The sequence below is a fragment of the Microcoleus sp. w2-18bC1 genome (assembly GCF_036700365.1).
Classification (GTDB): domain Bacteria; phylum Cyanobacteriota; class Cyanobacteriia; order Cyanobacteriales; family Microcoleaceae; genus Microcoleus.
Genome location: NZ_JAUBOS010000022.1, coordinates 67,226 through 85,026 on the forward strand (window position 1 = coordinate 67,226; position 17,801 = coordinate 85,026).

Genomic DNA, 17,801 nt, shown 5'->3' on the forward strand with positions numbered 1-17,801 from the left:
AAATGAATAGCAATTTCAGCCGCAATCCAGTCTTGCTAATTCACGGAATTTTCAGAAAATCGGGAATTTTTCACAAAATGTCTGCCTACCTGACCCAACTGGGATGGTCAGTCTACACCCTCAATCTCTCGCCCCATTGGGGCAACGCCAGCATAGACGAATTAGCCAAACAAATAGGAGATTATATAGACAAAACCTTTGCGCCAGAACAGTATATAGATATAGTAGGATTGAGCATGGGCGGTTTAGTAACTCGCTACTACCTGCAAAGGTTAGGCGGCATTAAGCGAGTGCAGCGCTTTATTGCCATATCTTCTCCTCACAGCGGTACTTGGATGGCTTACACTCTCTGGGGAAAAGGCTGTATCCAAATGCGTCCTGGCAGTGCTTTTCTGGAAGATTTAAATCGAGATTCTGCCTTGTTGGAAAAGCTCAATTTTACTTCGATTTGGACAGATTGGGATTTCATCATCGTACCGGCTTCTAGTTCCCAAATATCTGTTGCCAAAGAAGTAAAATTGTCGGTTTTTGCCCATGCCATGATGGCGAGGCATTCCAGCAGTTTAAAAGCGGTCGCTGAAGCACTGTCAGAACCATTAAAGATTGATAAATAGCTGGCTGTAAAGTAAAACGCTCTGCTTTGAAAACCTCGATTTTTTTTTTAAAAGTAGGGGTTCGGTCTTCGGTATTTTCGAGTCTAGCTAGACGGATTTAAAATTTATTGATATAATCTTAATTGACACCCATAAAATCAACAATTATGATCGTCCTGCCAAAACTGGAAAAGCTGCGAGACACTCTGCCTATAGAAGGAGCCGTTCGCATTGAATTAGTGGAAGGAATACCGATTTTTCGAGCCTCTACAACAGTCAAAAATCGCATAGAAGAACTGTTGGAAAAACAACAAAATTTGCAACTCAATCCCGAAGAAGACCAAGAACTGAATCTTTACGAAGAAATCGACGATTACCTCAGTTTTGTCAATCGAACTGTCCGCAATCTTTTCTTGGGCCAGATTCAGCCTACAGTATAGAAATGTCAGCTCGCCGTCAAATTCCTGAGAATATCCAAAATCAAGTTCGTCAGAGAGCAAACTGTCTGTGTGAATATTGCCATGCTTCCGAACAATGGCAGTATGTAGAGTTTACGATCGAGCACATCATTCCTCTCACTAAAAAAGGGAGTAACAATATTGACAATTTGGCACTAGCTTGCTTTCATTGCAACCGTCAAAAATCCGATAAAACTACAGCCATAGATACCCAGTCGAGTGTAGAAGTACCATTGTTTAATCCCAGACTAGATACCTGGAACGAACATTTTATTTGGTCGGCGGATGGATTATCAATAGTTGGTTTAACTACAATTGGACGAGCTACAGTTACAGCATTAGTCTTAAATCGAGAAAGAGTTATTAATATTCGTACTGCTGACAAAGCTATAGGGCGACATCCACCAGTAGGTGATTTGATTCAATCCGAAAGTTGATATGCTGAAGTGCATTTAAATTGTATAGTCAAATTTAAGAAAATTCTTGTGGGGTGGGCGTCTCGCCCGCCCCAAAAAGACAATTTAGATGCCCAACAGCTTATGCTGCAACTGGTTGTTATTTCGCGCAGCAATCAAACAGCATCCCCAACTTCAGCGTATTCGCTGCGACCAAAAATTGCTTCAGCTTCGCAGTAATACTTGAACTCAAGTATATTGTGGAAAGGGTCTTCTAAGAAGAAAGTACGGTGTTCTGTAGGCAAACCGACAAATCGCCGTCTCGGTTCTTGATAGAAATTTAAGTTGTTTTGCTGGGCTTTTTCTAGCAACCCTTCCCAGTCAGCTTCGGAAGTAAAAATTAACCCAAAATGCCGGGGATAGATGCCTCGCTGAGGCGTTAAAGGTTCGCGACTGACATGGGCGACAATTTGATGGCCACACAAACCCATAATCGCAGAATTCGGGGATTCGCGACCTAGTTCGCAGCCCAGCCCGTCTACGTAGAACGCTTTGGTTTGGGCAATATCGGTCACAGGGAAGGCAAGATGAAATAAGACTTGGTTCATAGAGGTACTAAATGCAGAATTCAGAATTGTTCTTTAATTATTTATCTTGGTCTAATCCTTGGTTGGTGGCGATCGCCCTAAATACAGTTTTACTCGCGATCGCCACCATTGCCCCTAAAAAATTGCTCACTCCCGCTGGCCAATTTCACGGCTGGGTATTGGGCGTCCTCATCTGGGGCTGTTTGGGATGGCAAGGCTATGCTGTCGTGATGTTTTACTTTCTTGTCGGATCGGGAGTTACCCGCATCGGAAAAGCCCAAAAAGAAGCAGAAGGCATAGCCGAAAAGCGTTCAGGCGCCAGAGGCCCGGAAAATGTCTGGGGTTCTGCTTTGACCGCTACTATGAGCGCTGTGGGAGTTTTGGTATTATCTATTTTAGGAGAGACAGGCAAGATGCCTGTGCCACAAGATGCTATTTCCCTGTTATTGCTGGGTTACGCGGCGAGTTTTTGCACCAAACTTTCCGATACCAGCGCCAGTGAAATCGGCAAAGCTTACGGGAAGCGGACTTTTTTGATTACCAGTTTGCAGCCTGTACCTAGGGGTACTGAAGGAGCCGTAAGTTTGGAAGGAACGATCGCAGGTATTGTCGGCTCAATTTTGATTGCGCTTTTAAGTTGGGCCGTCGGTTTAATAGACTTGACAGGAATGGTTTTTTGTGTTATTGCAGCTTTTATTGCCACGAACATCGAGAGTGTGATTGGGGCGACGGTGCAATCAAAGTTTGAATGGCTGACGAACGAGGTGGTAAATTTTTTCAATACACTCATAGGAGCGATCGCAGCGATTATTTTAGCGGCGACCTGGAGAGCTTTTTTAGCTTAGTTAAGCTAGGACGCATTCGCGACCCAAGAAACCGGCTTTGTTACGATAATTCAAGGTCTTAACGCAGTATTTTTCCAGAGAAACCAGGTTTCTGCCTTGCGAGCTATTAGCTATTAATCATTAGTCATTAGTATCAAGCAATCAACTCATGACTAATGATTAATAGTTAATCAAACTAAGCGTCGTCTTGCGGCCCAAAAACCATTTGTAAAATCATCGTCGGTTCGCCCCGCTTATGATAGCGATCGGCCCAATTGCGAATAATTTCATCTAATTCTTCAAGAGCTTGGTCGAGCCGTTCCGGCGGAATATCCAAAGTCTCCATAATTCGCATCACCTTCGGTTGTTTTTCCGCCCAATCCTTCATCAGCCGGAAATATCTAGCCGTATCCTCCACCATAGTAAATGTCCGCTCTTCCTGCTCTGCGGGAGAGTAAGTAGCGCGGGTGAGGGCATAAAACGGCATTCCCCAAGGAGAATCAATGCGAGTGACTGTCCCAGAATATATCAAGCGCCGCTTAATGTGTTCTGCTAGAGCTTCGCTCAAAGGCATTCGCCTTTCTGGAGACATATCTTCTTGCGATCGCCTGTGCAGAAACTCGATCAACTCCATAAACTGAAAAGAATTGATCAGTTGAGCGTCTGGGGGATTCGGAGGAATCTTGCTTTCGAGATATTTTTTTTCATCTACAGTCAAATTGTTTCCCGGAATGCGAGGGCGTCCCGGCATCCAACCATACTGTTCCAGCCAGACATAAGGAAACTGAATCAAATATCTAGGTTCTTGGGAACCCAACATTTTCAGCAATTTTCCCTGAGTCAGAGCTTCCCGGACTTCCTCAACAATCACCTTCACCCGTTTAGGCTCAATGTGATGCAAGTGTCCGGTCATCCGCAGGTTGTTATCCTGCTCCATATAAGTCATATAAATGGCACACTTAGCCGCCGTTGCGGCCGCGTCTAGAAACGCCCCGTGCCTGTGCCCACTGGTTCTCATGGCGCTAAACGCCAGATATAGCATGATCTGATCCATTGCACTAGGGCTGAGGCTTTTGACCAGATCCAAAGAGTCATTTTTCATCACTATCCCCGAAATAGCCAAATTTGGAGGCATTTTGTCATCCTCCATTAAATTATTGCGAGAGCGCCGAATCAAGCATAGCCGACTGTCGCCGGAAAGCTTGCCAGCTACCCTAATATTCAGGTTAGTTAATTTCCCTGAGGTAACAGGGGCATGGGCTTAAAGGCTATCCACACCGCATAAGTGGTTCTTATTGGTGGCCAATTTAAGTAGATTGCTGCACCCTCTGCGCTGACAGTTTACCTATATATAAGTTAGTTATCGCAAGTTAATTATAGTGCAGCGGTTGAAAATTAAACCCTACCTGTGGGGGGGAGAAGGTAAATAACTGTTGCGATGCCAGGAATTTGAGGTGACTGCGAGCCCCTAATTCTTGAATAGTCATGGAGGCCGAAACCCGGTTCGATCGACTAAAATAAGGCTGTTGCATAATTGCGGGAAGATTTTGATGGTTTTGTGGGATGGGATCTCGTAGCCCGTCCGCTGTATTTTCACAGCAGGCAGGACACCCCACAAAAATCCTCGTCAAATTGTGCAACGCTAAAATAAGGCGTGGAAGGCGAGGGATATTGGTTGAAAAACCCAGATGCTCAGAGGCCTGTGGTTAGTGCTGGTTTAATTGAAGCATTTTCAATACAAAACCGCCACATACTTAAATCTATCTCTAGGTAGATGGCGGTTCCCCGTTTATATAGTAACATTTTTCACACAAAAAAGAATCTCCTCAGAACTGTCCACAAAAAGTGCAGTTGTCGCTTAACCTGAAAAACTAGAATTCCAGAAAATCCGATCGAGTGATCCAATGAACGGCCCAAAGCAACTCAGTTGTGGTCATCACTTGCGTCCGATGCCCTTAGAAATCTTGTAGCGGATGAGTGTAAACAGTAGGCTCAGTAAAATTTCTGCGGATGCGCTTTCTCTCAGGACCACGCTCGCCCCTTTGTTGAGTTTGGGCTGATAACATATATTGGGCGGTGGCAGTTTCGACAATGGGGAGTGGAGATTCAAAAGCTTGAGCGGCGCTGGCACTCAAGGTAATGCCCAACAGGCTCAGTAAAGCAATTGCAGTGTAGGTTTTCATGGGTAGTATTCGTCTCAGTATCTATTTAGAGATACGAGATTACCCAGGCTGATCAGGATTAATTTTCCTGAAATTATCAAACTATAGAATCAGGAATCAGGAATCAGAAGGAAGAAGAAGAAAAAGAAGGACAAAGGAAGAAGGAATCAGGCTTTAGTTAAGCTATCGCGCATTTAAACTGTCTCCTAAAATCCTTGTATAAAAAGCGGAAAATTATCGTTCCCTCTCCCTTTCTCACCATCTCCCCCTCCCGAAGCAACAGACACTTTAGATGCGTAGCATCTGATATATGAGAGCTGTCTTAAGTCGATGTAAAAGCGAATAAATACAATCTCTGGCTTCACTAATAAAACAATTCCTAATTGCACTACCCAGACGGTTGCAATAATTACAAAACCGCCAAATAGGAGATTCAATCTCTCTATAGATGGCGGTTTAAGGTTTATATGCTATCATCACTCACATAAAAGAAGAGCCTAATGACTGTAAACAAGAAATGCAGTTGCCTTGGAAACCTAAAAAACTAGCATCCCAGGAAATCAGATTGAGCGCTCGACACGGGCGGCAGAAACTAACTCAATAACGGAAATAGCTTTCGTCCAATGTCATTAAAATGCTTGTAGTTGATGAGTGTAAAGATTAGGCTCAATGAACTCTCGGCGTCCGCTGCCTCTTTCTGGAGAACGATCGCCCCTTTGTTCGGTTTGGGCGGATAAAATGTATGAAGCGGTGGCAACTTCGAGCAGTCCGACTAGGGATTCAAAGGCTCGAACGACAGTGGCGCTCAAAGTAACGCCCAAAAGACTGTGTAAAGCAATTGGTGTGTAAGTTTGCATGGGGTTAGTATCCGTGTCAGTGTCTATTAACTGATACGGGCCCTCCCCGATCGATCAGGATAAATTTCTGTGAATTTTTCGGATCTCTGCAAAAAACCTTACCTCTTCAATTCTATGGATTCCACCAGCAGCCAAGCACCTGCCGAATTCAGCTTGCCCCATACTGTCAGAGGCTTTTCGGTTTCGCAACTGTGTAAAAATCTGTCGGTTTCCGAGTTCAAAGTCACGAGTTGCCAAGTTTGATCGGCTAAGGATGGGGGGCTTGTCAGCGTTAGTGTCCAGTCTTGTTCGCCGAGGCGACGGAAAATGCCCGAAAATTGGCTGTGGGTATTTGCTGTTTGACTGCTTTGTTTCTCTACTGACTCCTGACATTCGCCGCTGGCGGGATATGCTTGAGGTCGATCGAGATAATAGCGTTGGCAATCCAGCCAGTCCGATCGCCCCCGTGTCAAATTAAATAAAGGAATAACTGCCGCACTCGCCTCGGAATCTTGCAGCAAAGCTTCCTGCAAAACTCTCACCGGCAACTCCCGCGGCTGACATCCAGATTCGGCGCACAAAGCCGCCGCCATCCCCGCCGCCTGTCCAATATTCATTACCGTCGGTTGCAAGCGAGTTGCACCGTTGGCGATGTGAGAGACGGAAATATTTTTTTCGCAGACTAGCAAACCGTCTGTACTCGCAGGAATTAGGGCGCTGTAAGGAATGGTAAACGGAGTTCCCGTCCAGCGCCCGCCCCAGCGGATCGATTTTGGCTGCAGAGGAATGTCGCCACTGGTGTAGTGGTGGTCATTGGCATAGTTGCCGATCGCAATTGTTTCACAAATGCCCTCAGAATTTATCGGCAACTTCGCGACTCTGCCACCGACAATAGGCAAAATATCTTTTTCTGTGACTGTACTTATCCCTCGCAAGCGCCGACTTTCTCGGTAGTAAGGATGTAAGGCAAAGGAAGAAAGAAGGGAAGATTTTTTTTGATGTTCGATCGTTGAAATCGGGAAAATATTCTGTGCTAAGCCGTACCGGCGGCCAAGTTGCGTTTGAATGAAGCGGGCGAAACTTTGAGTGTGCCACAGACTTTCTTGCAGGAATTCTTGTCGAGATGCTTCAGATGCAATTAGTCGATCAACTCCTTCACCATAATCATTACCTCGAATCGGCCAATTAATCATCAACAATCCCCCCGGCAGCCTGCCGTAATTGAGAAATTGTTCGGGAGTGTAACCGTCCCAAGCACCGATAAATTGATCGGGATTTTCAACTGGCGGCGCGGGAATTTCTGGCCCGGCCGCACCTTTACCAAAATCCTGCATAATTGCCACCCAAGTCGGAGCTTGCACCGAATACCGCTCTGTCAGAGCATTAGAGGCTGTCGGCGCACTGGGTTCTCCCCACTCAGCTTGGAATTCCCAACCCCAGCGGTGCCAAACCTCCGCTAAAGCCAGCAAATCTCCCAATTCCGTTGCATCCAAAGTGATTTTGGCCGAAACCGTAAAATCTGCAAACCGGACGCCAGAAATGCGAGATTCTTCGTACAGCACATCTTGAGCTTTTTGTCCCGAAATCCAGCGCAAGTTCGGCAAACATTTAACCCAATCAGCGAAAATTTCAGCACCGATGCGGGGATCGTAAGTAAAAAAACTTACCCAGCCCCAATCCAAACCTCCCGGCTGTCGCTGCTGGAGTTCCCGCAAAAACGCGCCCCACAAACCGGTTTGAAAAGCTGCTAATTCATTGCCATCGGGGGCAGAAACGCCTGCGGAAGTCAGCATTCCTCCCAGCCAGGGGAATTCGCTTACTAAAATAGTTTTGGCACCTCGGCGGGCTGCTTGCACGGCTGCTGCAGTGCCGCCGGTGCCGCCACCGACGACCAAAACATCTGCTTTCAAGGTTGGGGACATGGGGAATAGGATTTTAGATTTTAGATTTTAGATTTTAGATTGCAAGAGGCTCATTTATCATGTAAGGTGCGACCACAAGCACCCAGAGGATAGATGTTCGGCGTTGGCGATCGCGAATTAAATTTTACTGTCTAAAGACTTGACAAATAATAAATCGGGAATTATGCAGCGCTCACACAATTTTGTTACTAAATGACCGCAGGAGCGATCGCAAATTTTGATTTCTCACTTTTGGCGCGCCAATATTGGCAATATGACACCGCGAATAACGATAATAGAAAAAAGGGAACTGCATCTATAAAGTTTTACGTCTTAATAATTTCCGAGTTACTAATTAACGGCTGAAAATGGAAAAAGGTTTTATTTTGTGGTTCACCGGGCTCAGCGGTTCCGGCAAGACAACTATCACCAAAGCTCTCGAACCTGAATTGAAGGCAAGAGGTTGCAAAGTTGAAATATTGGATGGAGATGTCGTTCGCACCAACTTGTCAAAAGGTTTGGGATTTAGCCAAGAAGACCGAGATACTAATATTCGGCGGATTGGATTTGTCGCCAACTTACTGAGTCGCAATGGAGTTGTGGCAATTACGGCAGCTATTAGCCCCTACAGAGCAATTCGCGACGAAATTAGAGCAATGGAGCCAAATTTTGTGGAAGTATATGTCACAGCGCCGTTAGAAGTGTGCGAAGTTCGCGATGTCAAGGGGCTGTACGCTAAGGCCAGAGCCGGAGAAATTAAGGGTTTTACGGGAATTGACGATCCTTATGAAGAACCGCTCAATCCTGAGATTATTTGTTACACAGAGCGAGAAAGTGTGGAAGAGAGTGTTAAAAAAGTTCTGAGCAAGTTAGAAGAGTTGGGTTACATTTGATGGTGGCGGGGTAGGAAGCGGATAGGGGCAAAAGGCGATGGCGAGCAAAAACTATTCAAAATTCAATACTGTCAAAGGTTTCACGGTCAAATTTTTAACAGTGTCAGTGCTCGCGGCGGTGGGTTCATCTCCTGCGGCGGCCCAGTTTATGCCTCCTCCTCCTCCTCCTGCTGCTGATGCGGGTTCTCCTGTTCCTGTACAAGTACCCGCAGTGCCGGGATTTCCGGCAAGTGAACCTTCAAGTGTACGATCGGAAGTTTACACTTTAGGCGCGGGCGATCGTATTCAAATGGACATCTTCAATGTCCCGGAATACAGCGGCCCCAACGGTCAACACCAAGTACAGGCAGACGGTTCTCTGAGTTTGCCGTTAATTGGCAGCGTTTCGGTGTACGGAATGACCCTAGAACAAGCTTCTAATGCTGTTAAAGACAAATACGGCAAATACCTTAAACGTCCTTGGATTACCCTGAAACTGCTGGCGCCGCGTCCTTTGCAAATTGCGATCGCGGGCGAAATTAACCGCCCCGGAGCCTATACAATATCGTCAGCAGCAGGCCCCGGAGGCACAGCAGAGCAAATGGGAACTCAAATGCCAACAATATCGCGGGCTCTGCGAATGGCCGGGGGAATTACCCAGTCAGCAGACGTGCGGCAAATCAAAATCCGCCGCCCCCAGCGCAACGCACCGGAACAAATTATTAGTGTGGATTTGTGGGAATTATTGCAAAACGGCGATTTGCGTGCCGATATGACTTTGCGCGACGGCGATACTATATTTATTCCCACTGTAACTAGCCTCAACCGCCAAGAAGCACCGACTTTAGCAGTAGCTAACATTACCGGACAAAGCACTCAACCAATTAATATTGCTGTGGTGGGCGAAGTAACTCGCCCCGGTACTTATACTTTGGCAAAAGAGGCTCAAAGTAGGGTACAAGAGAATGAAATGGGTGAAAATTCTGGTTTGTTTGCTGCCAGCGAAACCAAAGGCGGGGAAAATGTTTTGCAGCAAACTGTAACGAGGGCAATTAAAATGGCGGGCGGCATTACGCCTGTAGCTGATATCAGACAAATACAAGTTCGCCGCCTGACGCGGGCGGGTACAGAACAAATTATTAATGTGAATTTGTGGCAACTTTTGGAAGGGGGAGATGTATCCCAAGATTTAGCGCTGCAACAGGGAGATACGGTAATCGTTCCCAAAGCCGAAAACCTCGATGAAACCCAAGACGAACAAGTTGCTAATTCTAATTTTTCACCGGATACGATTAAGGTGAACATTGTGGGAGAAGTCGTGAAACCCGGAGCGATTGCGGTGGTGCCCAACACTACTTTAAATCAAGCGCTGGTAGCAGCGGGAGGTTTTAATAAAGCGCGGGCAGAAATGGATTCGGTGAATTTAATTCGCCTCAATCCTAACGGCACCGTTTCGCAGCTAACTGTTAAGGTTGATTTTTCTGCAACTGCCAATGAATCAACTAATCCCAAACTGCAAAATAATGATGTAATTATGGTAAGGCGATCGGGCCGCGCTACGTTCTCTGATAATGTAGGCGGAACTCTCGCTCCTCTCAGCCCGCTGTTAGGAATATTTAGGTTATTCGATATTTTTCGGTGATTTGAAGAGACTAGCATTAATACCTCAGAAACCCGCTTTATAAAAAAATTGCGGTTTGGCAATGAAATATCGAGGAATCCACCGATTTCCTGAAAATCCGCCACCAATACAGACGTTTAAACTAATAAGTTGTAGAAATCCAATGAAACCAGGGAAACAATCTCAAGTAGCACTGTTTAATCATAAAAAAACCGCTGATCTGCAAAAAATGTCTTCTGGGCTTTATGAAGAAGATCAATTTTTAGGCAGAAACAAAACCGAGGCAGAAGAGTTAAGTTTTTGGGAAGTTTGCCGCAGTCGATCAATCTTAGTCATCGGTGTAGCAGCGGCAGTGACTACGGGAGTTTTCGCCTGGACACTGAATCAAAAAAGCGAGTACGAAGGGCGCTTTCAATTATTAGTAGAGCCAGCGGTTACGCAAAATACTTTAGCCAAAATCTACTCCGGTGAGCTGAAACTGCAGCCAGCGGCTCCGGCGACTCAAGAAAAGGGCGGTTTTGACTACGAATCCCAAATTCAAGTTTTGCAAAGTCCGCAAGTAATGTCGCCGATTATTAAACAGTTGCAGGCTAAGTATCCCGAAATAAATTACAACTACCTCTTGAACCAAAAAGCAGATAATTTGCCGTTTTTTCAGGAAAGTAGGTTGTCAATTAATCGCTTCAAAAATACCAAGATTATCGAAGTTAGATATCGGGATTATGACCCAAAAAAAATTCAGTTTGTTTTGGAAAAAGTTGCGCTAGGCTACCGAAACTACAGCGTGCAAGATACCACAACTCAAATTAGTCAGACTTTGGATTTTGTGAAATCGCAAATTCCCAACCAGCAAAAGCGCCAACAAGCTCTGCAAACAGAAATTCAAAAATTGCGGCAGCAGTACAATTTCATCGATCCGCAAATTCAAACCCAACAGCTTTCGCAGCAAATTAGCCAACTTCAAGCGCAAAGATTGGACGCGCAAACGCAGTTAAACCAGCAGAGATTGCTCTATTCTAATTTGCAAAATCAGCTCGGGCTGAACCAGCAGCAAGCGCTGATGGCATCGGCTCTGAGTCAAGCTCCGCGCTATCAAGGGATGCTGACTCAATTGCAACAATTAGAAGGGCAAATTGCGATTAACTCGGCTACGTTTACAGACGAAACTCCGCAAATGCAATTGTTGCGAGAACAGCGCAAGAACCTGATTCCTTTGTTGAAGAAAGAAGCCCAACAAGTTCTGGGAACTGATTTGGCTAAGGTAAATTCACAAGTGCTGACTTTTCAAGATCCGGTGCGGATTAAGTTAATCGAGCAGTTTATCGGTACTGCTAATTTAATTCAGGTGCTGGGCGTGCGGAATCAAGTTTTGGAACAAGCTGCTAAGCAGTTGAACCAATACTCTCAAAAATTCCCGGTGATTTTGCGGCGCTATTCCGATTTGCAGCGCGAGTTGGATTTGACTAACAATACGCTGAATGGTTTGCTGGCAAAACAGCAAGCTTTGCAGCTTGAAGCTGTGGGCAAAAAAGAGGTGGCTTGGGAAGTTATTGCTAAGCCGGAAATTCCGCGTTACAAAAATGGCGAGTTGAGGGCTGTTGCTCCGATTATGCCTTTGAATTTGGCTTTGGGGGGATTGACTGGTTTGCTGTTTGGTATGCTGGCGGCGCAGTTGGCGGAACGGTTTAAAAATAAAACGGTGTTCCAAACTCCAGAGGATGTTAAACAGTCGATTCGCCTGCCTTTGTTGGGGGTAATTCCTGCTAGCGATAAAATTTTGAGACTTCCTCCTGCTGAGACAAGCCCGGTGGATGTGGCAATTTCGCCGATGCCGACGGATGCTTTTCAAGAAGCTTTTCGATCGCTCAATGCTAATATTCGCTTACTAAACGTTGATACTCCGATTAATTCTTGCGTAATTACTTCTTGTCAAGTAGGTGACGGCAAGTCTACGGTAGCAGTAAATCTGGCGCGGGCGGCCGCTGCAATGGGGCAGCAAGTGCTGTTAGTGGATGGGGATTTACGGCGCCCGCAGGTCCACGAAATGCTGGGTTTACCGAATTGGCAAGGCTTGCACAATGTTATTGCTGATGATGTGGATGTGCAACAGGTGATTGTGCGATCGCCCCGCGATGAAAATTTGTTTGTGTTAACTTCCGGCCCGGTTCCTCTCGATCCCACAAAGGTGCTTTCTTCCCGAAAAATGCAGCATTTAATGACAGCTTTGTCAAGTCATTTTGACTTGGTTATTTACGATACTGCGCCGCTTTTAGGTTTGGCGGATGCGAATTTGTTGGCGGCTCACACTAATGGATTGATGCTGGTAGTAGGCCTGCATCAAACTGAGCGGGAGGCGCTGGTGTTGGCTTTTGAAGATTTGAAAATGGCGGGGATTCCGCTGTTGGGAATGGTGGCGAATAACGATAAGGGCAGCAGGTATTACTATCAGTCTTACGTGCAGGATTACGTCCAGGAACAGTCTGTTTGAGGGAGAGGAATTGAGAAATTTGTAGTGGAACAGGCCGGAAAGCCTGTTCTTGAGAATGCAAGGCGGGCGGGATACCCGACAAGATATTTCCTCCATCTTGCACCTTTAATTGTGAATCAAGCTGTCAGGGGCGGGCGGGACGCCCCACAAGAACATTTAACTTTTGTGGAACAGAACAGGCCGTCTAGCGTGTTCTGGTGATTTGTGCGTGATTTCAGAAAGACAAATTTTCTTAAGATTTGCGATCGAGACTCTGAACTATAATTAAAAGTAGAGAAATTTAAACAAATCGCGGCAGTTGCAACTTGGCAACATCTGAAAGAAAACGTGGCTGGTAAATTCCTATTTTGTAATACCTTGATACAACTCCCTGCCTCGGCTCAAAACTAGCAGGGAGTTTTGTGTTTTTCACACAGGAGATGAAACAATGGCTATTGCTACTATCAACCCGGCAACGGGAGAAACGCTGAAAACTTTCGAGCCGATCGCGGATGAGGTAATAGAAGCTAAGCTGGAATTAGCACAGCAAGCTTTTAAAAAATACCGCCAACTGCCGTTTGAGCAGAGGGCCCTGTGGATGCAAAAAGCTGCCGACATCTTGGAGCGCGATCGCGAAATTTACGCTGAAATAATGACCTTGGAAATGGGCAAAACGCTCAAATCTGCGCTCGGCGAAGTGGAAAAATGTGCCTTAGTTTGCCGCTATTACGCCAAAAATGCCGCTCAATTTATGGCAGACGTACCCGCAACCACCGACGCTAGCAGCAGCTTTGTCCGCTACCAACCGCTGGGTCCTATTTTAGCCGTTATGCCCTGGAATTTCCCATTTTGGCAAGTTTTTCGGTTTGCGGCGCCAGCACTGATGGCGGGCAATGTCGGCTTGCTCAAACACGCTTCCAACGTGCCTCAGTGCGCTTTGAAAATCGAAGAAATTTTTACGCTTGCTGGCTTTCCCGAAGGAGTTTTTCAAACTTTGTTAGTAGGCGCCGACAAAGTAGCTGATATCGTTGCGGACGATCGCATAAAAGCAGCAACTCTCACCGGTAGCGAACCAGCGGGTGAAAGTTTGGCAGCAAATGCGGGCAAAAATTTGAAAAAAGTAGTCCTGGAATTGGGAGGAAGTGACCCATTTATTGTGATGTCCAGCGCCGATTTAGCAGCAGCTTTATCAACTGCTGTGACATCCCGGATGCTCAATAACGGTCAATCTTGCATCGCCGCCAAACGCTTTATTTTAGCAGAAGAGATTGCCGACGAATTTATCACAGGATTTGTCGAAAAATTCGAGCAATTAAAAGTAGGCGATCCGATGTTGCCAGAAACAGATATCGGCCCTTTAGCTACTCCTGCAATCCTCAAAGACTTGAACAATCAAGTGCAAACTTGCATCCAATCGGGAGCAAAACTTCTGACAGGTGGCAGCCCATTGTCAGAGAATGCCGGCAATTTCTACTTGCCAACTATTCTGGCAGATATTCCGCCGAAAGCCTCTGCCCGTCAAGAAGAATTTTTCGGGCCCGTAGCTTTAGTATTCAGGGTTGCAGGCATCGATGAGGCGATCGAACTGGCAAATAGCACATCTTTTGGCTTGGGTGCGTCAGCTTGGACTAGAGTAAACTCAGAGAGCGATCGCTTTATTTCCGAACTAGAAGCCGGCGCGGTATTCATCAACGGTTTAGTAAAATCCGACCCCAGATTGCCCTTTGGTGGCATCAAACGCTCCGGTTACGGACGCGAATTGAGCATCCAAGGAATGCACGAATTTGTTAACATAAAAACAGTGTGGGTGAAATAAGCTCCCACTCTATCAACCGATCGCACAAATCTACATAAATCTGCGTTTATCTGCGTTTACCTGCGGTTAAAAATTCCCATTTAGTATTTTTGCGATCGGTTAAAAAAGACCCAAAACCCCCATAAACCGAGGAAAAAAACGGAAATGAACACAGCTCAACTATTGGTAAAATGTTTAGAAAATGAAGGAGTCGAATACGTCTTCGGACTTCCTGGAGAAGAAAATTTAGAAGTTTTAGAAGCCCTGAGAAACTCTTCAATTAAATTTATTACTACTCGCCACGAACAAGGCGCCGCTTTCATGGCAGACGTTTACGGTCGTCTCACTGGCAAAGCCGGCGTTTGCTTGTCCACCTTGGGCCCTGGCGCAACTAACTTAATGACAGGAGTTGCTGACGCCAACTTAGACGGCGCTCCTTTAATAGCAATTACCGGACAAGTCGGCACAGACAGAATGCACATAGAATCGCACCAATATTTAGATTTGGTCGCCATGTTTGCGCCAGTTACTAAGTGGAATGCTCAAATTGTTCGCCCCAGCACGACGGCAGAAATTGTCCGCAAAGCCTTTAAAGTAGCTCAAAGTGAAAAGCCGGGAGCAGTTCACATTGACTTACCTGAAAACATCGCAGCAATGCCTGCTGAAGGACAGCCACTCACCAAGGACAACCGCGAAAAAACTTTTGGCGCTTACCAAAGCTTGAATAAAGCCGCTGTGGCAATTTCCAAGGCAAAAAGTCCTCTGCTTTTAGTAGGAAACGGCGCGATCCGCGCTAACGCCAGCGATGCTTTGACACAATTTGCTACTCGATTGAATATTCCTGTAGCTAATACTTTCATGGGCAAAGGTGTAATTCCTTACACTCATCCTTTGGCGCTTTGGACGACGGGCTTGCAAAAACGCGATTACATTAGCTGTGCTTTTGAAGAAACGGATTTAGTGATTGCTGTCGGCTACGATTTGATTGAATATTCCCCGAAGAAGTGGAATCCAGAAGGAAAAATTCCGATTATTCACATTGGATCTTTGCCAGCAGAAATTGACAGCAGTTATATTCCTATTATAGAAGTTGTGGGAGATATTTCTGATTCCCTCAATGAAATTTTGCAGCGGGCCGATCGCATGGAGAAAGTAGACCCTTTTGCTAAGCAATTGCGGGCGGATATTCGCGCTGGCTACGAACAATATGCAGCCGACGACGGTTTCCCGATTAAGCCACAAAAACTCATTTACGACTTGCGGCAAGTCCTGGGCCCGGAAGATATTCTGATCTCTGATGTGGGAGCTCACAAAATGTGGATCGCGCGGCACTATCATTGCGATCGCCCGAATACCTGTTTGATTTCCAACGGATTTGCGGCCATGGGAATTGCGATTCCCGGTGCGGTGGCTGCAAAACTCGTTTATCCCGATCGCAAAGTAATAGCAGCCACCGGCGACGGTGGTTTTATGATGAATTGCCAAGAGTTAGAAACTGCTTTGCGAGTCGGTACTAATTTTGTGACGCTGATATTTAATGACGGCGGTTACGGGTTAATTGAATGGAAGCAGCAAGATTATTTTGGTCATTCCGATTTCGTCAAATTTGGCAATCCCGACTTTGTGAAATTTGCGGAAAGTATGGGTTTAAAAGGCTATCGAGTGGAATCTGCAACCGATTTTATTCCGATTCTGAAAGAAGCCCTGGCTCAAGATGTCCCTTGCGTGATTGATTGTCCGGTAGACTATCGGGAAAATGCCCGTTTCAGTCAATTATCTGGGGATATGAGTTGCAATTTGTAAAAGTAGCTAGAGTCCCGGCTTCTTTAAGAAGTCGGGACTCTAATAATGAATACTCTTGGAGATAGAGTTTTGTAGCTTGTTTCTGGGGGGGTGACAAAGAGGTCTACGAGATAGACTGTAGAAGGGTTGCAGCCCGCATACCTTGTTGATTGATAAAAGCGGCGTTTAGAAGGAGTTAACTTCATTAACTGTTCCACCTCCAAAGAATATTGTTTATTGTTCGGGTGCATCTCACTTTGGCAAATACATCAAATTGAAAGTTGACCGTTGAGATAAGCACAGCGAAGAGAAAGGATAGAGGGAACGCTCTCAATTTTCCATTGCGCTCCTGATATTTTCACCCGCTCACCCAATTCGTTTAATAATTGATTCACCTGTTCCCGAACCAATCGAACTTATGGACTCCTCTTTATAGTATTGGTAGTTGACTATTCGGCAGCGATGGGTCTCTAAATAGTTACAAAATGTTTTAAATCCTTTTTTTGTCATCTCTTTAAATAGATTGATAACTTCATCTATTTTACCTTGCCACAACATATTTTCTGCTAAATTTAAACGTTTTAGCGAACCTCCTACCTTGTAAAGATTTTCTTTCAGATGATACCAATCTAAGATTTCTTGTCTTTGTTCAGTATCTCCTATTTCTTTAAATATGTTCCAAATTCCGGCATGACCATCTCAACCGTCAATACATAGGATGTAGTAATTTTTGGCTATTAGTCCAATCCATTAAATCTTGATTATTTTGAAAAAATGCTCCCGAATAAACATTATCTAAACAAATGGCTTTATAGTCTTTCCAATAACACCCCTCGCCTTTGGTTTCGTTGCGTAGCCTGACTTTCCCGCCATCTAATGTAATTTCTTGGACTCCTTGTTTAGATGTAGGTAATTCAAATTCTTGTCGTTTGACTAATCTGTGTAATGTACTATGAGAGACTTTGACCCCCGTAAAAATTTCTAAATCTTTTTCTGCCATTTGATAAGATTCGTTGGCACTGATTAAAAGACAGCATTTTTCCATCATTGGACTGAATTGACTATACGCTTTCAATCCAAAATATTTCGCTTGATTGTCTGTAATTTCGAGCGAACCGACTATTGATTTTATTTTTCTGGATTTTCCTGTTTGAATCCCTGATACTGCTGAAAAAAAAAGCTACCTAGTTCTGGTCCCACTTGTTCTAGCATTTTCTGACGGAGAGATTTTTCTATGCTGTCAAAACTTTCTAGCTCGGTTGGATCTGTATTTCTGTAAAGAATGGATGCTGCCGCTTTTAAGTAGGCTTTTAGCTGTTCTTGGTCTGAGGGTGTCATTTTCTTTACCTCATATTTTTTGGCAATTTTACTAGCTTTTCCATTTTAACCCTTTTGCGACATATTCGCCAAAGTGAGATGCACCCATATTGTGAAATTTTGGCATCTTTCACCGCTCGCGTCATTGGTTTTCTCACCGGATGGTCTTGGATTTTACATTCTTTATCTCT

The 17,801-nt window shown here is 45.2% G+C and carries 14 protein-coding genes and 1 pseudogene; 9 read left to right on the forward strand and 6 right to left on the reverse strand.

All coding sequences use genetic code 11. From position 1 onward, the window contains the following. Positions 1-2 precede the first annotated feature (2 nt). The 3 genes from QT979_RS14345 (at position 3) to QT979_RS14355 (ending at position 1,488) form a co-directional block, all read left to right on the forward strand. Positions 3-614, forward strand: a complete 612-nt coding sequence (locus QT979_RS14345; protein ID WP_333210474.1) for an alpha/beta fold hydrolase — start codon at positions 3-5, stop codon at positions 612-614. 146 nt (positions 615-760) lie between these two features. Beyond that, the gene (locus tag QT979_RS14350) at positions 761-1,033 is read left to right on the forward strand and encodes a hypothetical protein (protein WP_333044472.1); all 273 of its coding nucleotides are present in this window, start codon (positions 761-763) and stop codon (positions 1,031-1,033) included. 2 nt (positions 1,034-1,035) lie between these two features. Then, a complete protein-coding gene (locus QT979_RS14355) occupies positions 1,036-1,488 on the forward strand; it encodes an HNH endonuclease (protein WP_333210472.1) in 453 nt (150 codons plus the stop codon). Between the two features lie 134 nt (positions 1,489-1,622). On the opposite strand, the gene QT979_RS14360 is transcribed toward QT979_RS14355, so the two are convergent. Further along, positions 1,623-2,054, reverse strand: a complete 432-nt coding sequence (locus tag QT979_RS14360) for a VOC family protein (protein ID WP_333044474.1) — start codon at positions 2,052-2,054, stop codon at positions 1,623-1,625. A gap of 11 nt (positions 2,055-2,065) precedes the next feature. Between QT979_RS14360 and QT979_RS14365 the strand changes: the two genes are divergently transcribed. After that, entirely contained in the window at positions 2,066-2,878 is an 813-nt protein-coding gene (locus QT979_RS14365; RefSeq protein WP_333210470.1) for a TIGR00297 family protein, read from the forward strand. 175 nt (positions 2,879-3,053) lie between these two features. Here QT979_RS14365 and hetR read toward each other — a convergent pair whose 3' ends face one another. The 4 genes from hetR to QT979_RS14385 all read right to left on the reverse strand — a co-directional run bounded on the left by hetR (position 3,054) and on the right by QT979_RS14385 (position 7,777). Next, positions 3,054-3,959, reverse strand: a complete 906-nt coding sequence (gene hetR, locus QT979_RS14370; protein ID WP_333210583.1) for a heterocyst differentiation master regulator HetR — start codon at positions 3,957-3,959, stop codon at positions 3,054-3,056. Positions 3,960-4,812: 853 nt separating this feature from the next. Next, positions 4,813-5,040, reverse strand: coding sequence for a hypothetical protein (locus QT979_RS14375; protein WP_333210469.1), 228 nt, complete (start codon positions 5,038-5,040; stop codon positions 4,813-4,815). Positions 5,041-5,648: 608 nt separating this feature from the next. Continuing rightward, on the reverse strand, positions 5,649-5,876 hold the full coding sequence (gene patX, locus QT979_RS14380) for a heterocyst-inhibiting protein PatX (RefSeq protein WP_190663642.1): 228 nt from the start codon (positions 5,874-5,876) through the stop codon (positions 5,649-5,651). Between the two features lie 98 nt (positions 5,877-5,974). Continuing rightward, complete coding sequence (locus tag QT979_RS14385) at positions 5,975-7,777, reverse strand: FAD-dependent oxidoreductase (RefSeq protein ID WP_333310687.1); 1,803 nt, start codon at positions 7,775-7,777, stop codon at positions 5,975-5,977. 347 nt (positions 7,778-8,124) lie between these two features. Here QT979_RS14385 and cysC point away from each other — a divergent pair, with 347 nt between their 5' ends. The 5 genes from cysC (at position 8,125) to QT979_RS14410 (ending at position 16,314) form a co-directional block, all read left to right on the forward strand. Further along, the gene (gene cysC, locus QT979_RS14390; protein ID WP_333210465.1) at positions 8,125-8,649 is read left to right on the forward strand and encodes an adenylyl-sulfate kinase; all 525 of its coding nucleotides are present in this window, start codon (positions 8,125-8,127) and stop codon (positions 8,647-8,649) included. Between the two features lie 37 nt (positions 8,650-8,686). Then, positions 8,687-10,270, forward strand: a complete 1,584-nt coding sequence (locus tag QT979_RS14395) for an SLBB domain-containing protein (RefSeq protein ID WP_333310689.1) — start codon at positions 8,687-8,689, stop codon at positions 10,268-10,270. Between the two features lie 142 nt (positions 10,271-10,412). Then, complete coding sequence (locus tag QT979_RS14400) at positions 10,413-12,737, forward strand: polysaccharide biosynthesis tyrosine autokinase (protein ID WP_333310691.1); 2,325 nt, start codon at positions 10,413-10,415, stop codon at positions 12,735-12,737. 427 nt (positions 12,738-13,164) lie between these two features. Continuing rightward, positions 13,165-14,532 carry an NAD-dependent succinate-semialdehyde dehydrogenase gene (locus tag QT979_RS14405; protein WP_333310693.1) on the forward strand — a complete coding sequence of 456 codons (1,368 nt, stop codon included), beginning with the start codon at positions 13,165-13,167 and terminating at the stop codon, positions 14,530-14,532. 144 nt (positions 14,533-14,676) lie between these two features. Beyond that, positions 14,677-16,314 (forward strand): acetolactate synthase large subunit, encoded by a 1,638-nt coding sequence (locus QT979_RS14410; protein WP_333210458.1) that lies wholly within the window; start codon positions 14,677-14,679, stop codon positions 16,312-16,314. A gap of 248 nt (positions 16,315-16,562) precedes the next feature. On the opposite strand, the pseudogene QT979_RS14415 reads toward QT979_RS14410, so the two are convergent. Further along, positions 16,563-17,631, reverse strand: a pseudogene (locus tag QT979_RS14415) (ISKra4 family transposase). Positions 17,632-17,801 lie beyond the last annotated feature (170 nt).

What these genes read in the sequence shown, in the direction of transcription:
- QT979_RS14350 (WP_333044472.1), top strand. Translation starts at nt 761, where the DNA reads ATGATCGTCCTGCCAAAACTGGAAAAGCTGCGAGACACTCTGCCTATA.
- QT979_RS14395 (WP_333310689.1), top strand. Translation starts at nt 8,687, where the DNA reads ATGGCGAGCAAAAACTATTCAAAATTCAATACTGTCAAAGGTTTCACG.
- QT979_RS14400 (WP_333310691.1), top strand. Translation starts at nt 10,413, where the DNA reads ATGAAACCAGGGAAACAATCTCAAGTAGCACTGTTTAATCATAAAAAA.
- QT979_RS14410 (WP_333210458.1), top strand. Translation starts at nt 14,677, where the DNA reads ATGAACACAGCTCAACTATTGGTAAAATGTTTAGAAAATGAAGGAGTC.
- QT979_RS14405 (WP_333310693.1), top strand. Translation starts at nt 13,165, where the DNA reads ATGGCTATTGCTACTATCAACCCGGCAACGGGAGAAACGCTGAAAACT.
- hetR (WP_333210583.1), bottom strand. Translation starts at nt 3,959, where the DNA reads ATGAAAAATGACTCTTTGGATCTGGTCAAAAGCCTCAGCCCTAGTGCA.
- QT979_RS14375 (WP_333210469.1), bottom strand. Translation starts at nt 5,040, where the DNA reads ATGAAAACCTACACTGCAATTGCTTTACTGAGCCTGTTGGGCATTACC.
- patX (WP_190663642.1), bottom strand. Translation starts at nt 5,876, where the DNA reads ATGCAAACTTACACACCAATTGCTTTACACAGTCTTTTGGGCGTTACT.
- QT979_RS14365 (WP_333210470.1), top strand. Translation starts at nt 2,066, where the DNA reads ATGCAGAATTCAGAATTGTTCTTTAATTATTTATCTTGGTCTAATCCT.
- QT979_RS14345 (WP_333210474.1), top strand. Translation starts at nt 3, where the DNA reads ATGAATAGCAATTTCAGCCGCAATCCAGTCTTGCTAATTCACGGAATT.
- QT979_RS14385 (WP_333310687.1), bottom strand. Translation starts at nt 7,777, where the DNA reads ATGTCCCCAACCTTGAAAGCAGATGTTTTGGTCGTCGGTGGCGGCACC.
- cysC (WP_333210465.1), top strand. Translation starts at nt 8,125, where the DNA reads ATGGAAAAAGGTTTTATTTTGTGGTTCACCGGGCTCAGCGGTTCCGGC.
- QT979_RS14360 (WP_333044474.1), bottom strand. Translation starts at nt 2,054, where the DNA reads ATGAACCAAGTCTTATTTCATCTTGCCTTCCCTGTGACCGATATTGCC.
- QT979_RS14355 (WP_333210472.1), top strand. Translation starts at nt 1,036, where the DNA reads ATGTCAGCTCGCCGTCAAATTCCTGAGAATATCCAAAATCAAGTTCGT.